The 3,537-nt window shown below is 61.9% G+C and carries 4 protein-coding genes; 2 read left to right on the plus strand and 2 right to left on the minus strand.

Translation table 11 applies throughout. The annotated features are described in order from the left end of the window. Positions 1-134: 134 nt before the first annotated feature. Positions 135-1,238 carry an IS3 family transposase gene (locus ACXDF8_RS26860; RefSeq protein WP_457223823.1) on the plus strand — a complete coding sequence of 368 codons (1,104 nt, stop codon included), beginning with the start codon at positions 135-137 and terminating at the stop codon, positions 1,236-1,238. 64 nt (positions 1,239-1,302) lie between these two features. Here the strand turns inward: ACXDF8_RS26860 and ACXDF8_RS26865 are convergent, their stop codons facing one another. Together ACXDF8_RS26865 and ACXDF8_RS26870 are read right to left on the minus strand one after the other, a co-directional pair. Continuing rightward, positions 1,303-1,611 carry a type II toxin-antitoxin system RelB family anti-toxin gene (locus ACXDF8_RS26865; RefSeq protein ID WP_457226277.1) on the minus strand — a complete coding sequence of 103 codons (309 nt, stop codon included), beginning with the start codon at positions 1,609-1,611 and terminating at the stop codon, positions 1,303-1,305. Next, a complete protein-coding gene (locus tag ACXDF8_RS26870; protein WP_457226278.1) occupies positions 1,608-2,009 on the minus strand; it encodes a type II toxin-antitoxin system RelE/ParE family toxin in 402 nt (133 codons plus the stop codon). Before ACXDF8_RS26870 ends, ACXDF8_RS26865 begins: the two co-directional genes overlap by 4 nt. Positions 2,010-2,333: 324 nt before the next feature. On the opposite strand from ACXDF8_RS26870, the gene ACXDF8_RS26875 reads away from it, so the two are divergent. Further along, positions 2,334-3,478 (plus strand): IS3 family transposase gene (locus ACXDF8_RS26875; RefSeq protein WP_457221679.1). Its coding sequence is split into 2 segments (ribosomal slippage): positions 2,334-2,601 and positions 2,601-3,478, totalling 1,146 coding nucleotides; the frame shifts between segments, so codons are not numbered across the junction. Positions 3,479-3,537 lie beyond the last annotated feature (59 nt).

Consider the following 3,537-nt stretch of genomic DNA (forward strand, 5'->3'; position numbering starts at 1 on the left):
TGATCTGTACCCGTGTTGTTGGTCCACGGTCATGCGAGTAGAGGGCAGAGTGATCATCGGGAGGTCACATGCCCCGTCAGTATTCGTCGTCGGTCCGTCGGCAAATCGTTGCGCGGCTGCGATCGGGTGAACCGGTGGCTGCCGTTGCGGTCGAGACCGGGATCTGTGAAGCAACTCTGTTCCGTTGGAAACGTCAGGCACTGATCGACGCCGGGGTCATCGAGGGCATTCCCAGTGTGGAGGCTGACGAACTCGCCGCGGCTCGCAAGCGGATCGCGGCGCTCGAGGCCGAGCTGGCCCTGACCCGCGACGCGTGCGAGCTGTTCGACGAGCAGGCGGTGGTGCCCCCAAAACGCCGACGCGCGATCACTGAGGGGCTGATCGCGCGAGGATACTCAGGCCGATCTGCCTGCCGGATAACAGGATTGACGCGTTCTCTATTGCAGTATCACCGGCACCGCCCTGTCCCGGACCGCGAGGTGCGTCGCCTCATTGTGGCCGACACGATCACCGAGATCCACCAACGCTCCCGCGGCACCTACGGGCGCCGGCGGGTCCGCGCGGCGTTGTTGGCCGACTACGAGATGAACGTCAACCACAAGCTCGTCAACTCGATAATGGCCGAGCACGGCCTGTACGGGGTGCCGCGTCCCGGGCGGCGGAAACCCAACCTGATTGGTGTCGACACCCCCGTTGACCTGGTCAATCGGCAGTTCACTGCCACCAAGCCGAACGAACTGTGGTGTACGGATATCACCGAACATCCCGCGCGTGACGGCAAGGTGTATTGCTGCGCGATCCTGGACTGCTTCTCGCGGATGATCGTCGCCCGCACCTTTTCCACCACCCCCGACACCGCCCTGGTCAACAATGCGGTCAACATGGCCGCCGATAGCAGAAACCGCAGTGGCCCAACGATTCTGCATGCCGACCATGGTAGTCAGTTCACGTCCTGGAGCTTTGGTGAGAACATGCGGCGGTGGGGCCTGCTCGGCTCGTTCGGTACCGTGGGCGACTGCTTCGATAACGCCGCCATGGAGTCCTTCTGGGCACGGATGCAAGTCGAACTACTCAACACCCGCCGTTGGGCCACCACCATCGAATTAGCTGCCGCCATGGCCGATTACATCGACAACTTCTACAACATCGAACGCCGGCACAGCTACCTCGGTAACATCAGCCCCACAGAGTACGAAACGCTCTGGACATCCACCTATTCGATCCCTCAACTCGCATGATCGTGGCTCGAAACGGCGGGTACAGATCAGTTGGACTCATTCAGCGGGAGCACGCCAGACCCAACTAGAGATTCAGTAAGACCCGAGAGCCGTCTGGGCGTTTGACTGCGACCTCCAGCTCACCACCGGTGGCCTCCACGTACTTACGGAGTGTGTCGACCCGGCTGGTGCCCAGGTCGCCGTGTTCCATTTGGGAAACGCGGTTCTGCCCGACACCGATGGCTGCGGCGAGCGCGGTCTGGGTGTAACCGGCGTCTTCCCGCAATTCTCGAAGACGGTACTGCGCAACCTCGCGATCCATTTCTTCCTTGATTGCGTCGATGCGGGCACGGTTGCCCGGACGGCGACGGCGAAGATCATCGAGCGTGGTCATCGTTTCTTCCCCTTTCTTGTCTTTGGCTTGGCGGCTGCGGCTGCCTGCTTCATCTTCTGTTGGTGTTCGGTGAAGAGGCGGTCGGCGATGGGAACGTTGATCGCATACCACTTCGTCCAGTTCCCTGCTTTGTCTCCGGCGACGAGCATGATCGCTCGGGACTGGATGTCGAAGGCGAAGAGCACCCGGATGTGGGCTCCACCCTTGGTGGGGCGAGGTCGGAGTTCCTTCATGTTCGGATGTGCCGATCCTGCGAGGGTGTCCACGAATGGCCGGCGTGTTACTGGTCCGTATTCCTCCAACTGCTCCAGCGCCGCGATCAGGTGGTCGTACTCCTCGTCGTCGAGGCTGTCGATCCATGTTTCGATGAGGGTTAGATCAACCTCCCACTTCCGCACATCCGCAATTCTATCAGCCAGAACTGATATCAGCTAGAAGTGATTCCCGCATGCTGTCGGGCGCAGTTGCGCGGACCACTTTGGGACCAAACGTCATGCGCGATGCTGAACGACCTGCGCGTCAGTGAACGTCACGCCTCGCGTCTTAACGCCGGAAACCGCCGACGAACTGCGTGTATGCGCTACCGCTACTTCCTGGGGGTCAAGTGGTTCACCAACGGTTCCGTGATCCTGAGCGCAATGAGTGGCGTGTTCCCGGTGAACGAGTCCAGCAAGTTCTAGAGTCCTGTAGCCCGATGGTGGGCGAGAAGGGACGATGAACGTATGGCTGGTCGGAAGCGGAACTCCGCAGAAGACATCGTGCGCAAACTGCGCCGTGCGGACGAACTGGCCGCCGAAGGCAAGACCGGCGAGGAAATCGCAGCCGAACTCGAGGTGTCTGCGGCGACGTTGTACAACTGGCGTCGCGCCTACGGCGGGATGGACACCGATGCCGCCAAGGAACTCAAGGAATTGCGCGAACAGAACGCCCGACTGAAGCGATTACTGGCCGAGGCCGAGCTGGTCAAAGACGCCTTGCGGGAGGTCGCAAAGGGAAAATTTTAGGCCCAGCTGCCAAGCGCCGCGCCGTCGGCATGCTCACCTCCATGATGGGCATGTCGGAACGGTTGGCGTGCAAAGCCGTTGGGCTGCCCCGCTCCACCTGCCGTCGCCTGCCGTTGTCGCAGACCCCCGCCGATCCCGATGCCGAGATGCGGGCCTGGCTGCGCACGTACGCGACGAAGAACCCATGCCATGGGTTCCGCCGTGCCTGGGCGGCGTTGCGCTACGACGAGCGCCGTGAGGTCAATTTGAAGAAGATCCACCGGCTGTGGCGCGAGGAAGGGCTGCAGGTGCGGGTGCACAGTCCGCGCAAGCGGGCCGGGGTGTCGTCGATCCCATCGATCGAGGCCGATGCCCCGAACGTGGTGTGGGCGATCGACTTCCAGTTCGATTCCACCGTCGACGGCAAGGCCATCAAGATCGCCTCGATGATCGACGAGCACACCCGCGTCTCACTGCTGCACATCGTTGAGCGGTCGATCACCGCCGACCGACTCGTCGCCGATCTCGCCAACGTGTTCGCCGCAGCGGGTGGGCCGCCGAAGGTGCTGCGGATGGACAACGGTCCGGAGTTCATTTCCCAAGCGCTGCAGCAGTTCTGTGACGGTCGGACTGGTATGTCGTATATCCCGCCAGGAGCGCCATGGAACAACGGACACATCGAATCGTTCAACAACCGACTACGCAAGGAGTGCCTCAACCGCAACCACTGGAACACCCTGCTCGAAGCCCGCGTGGTCATCGGCGACTTCAAGCACGAACACAACTACCGGCACCGCCACTCGGCCCTGGGCTACCGCACCCCGGCCGAGTACGCTGCCGTCTGCAGCTGCACCCACACCCCGATGGACTGCAACATCAACTGAAACTGGATCACACCACCCCGACTCAAGAACCGGGTGGACTCAGAATCGGGGACTCGCCA

Source organism: Mycolicibacterium sp. CBM1 (genome assembly GCF_054073305.1).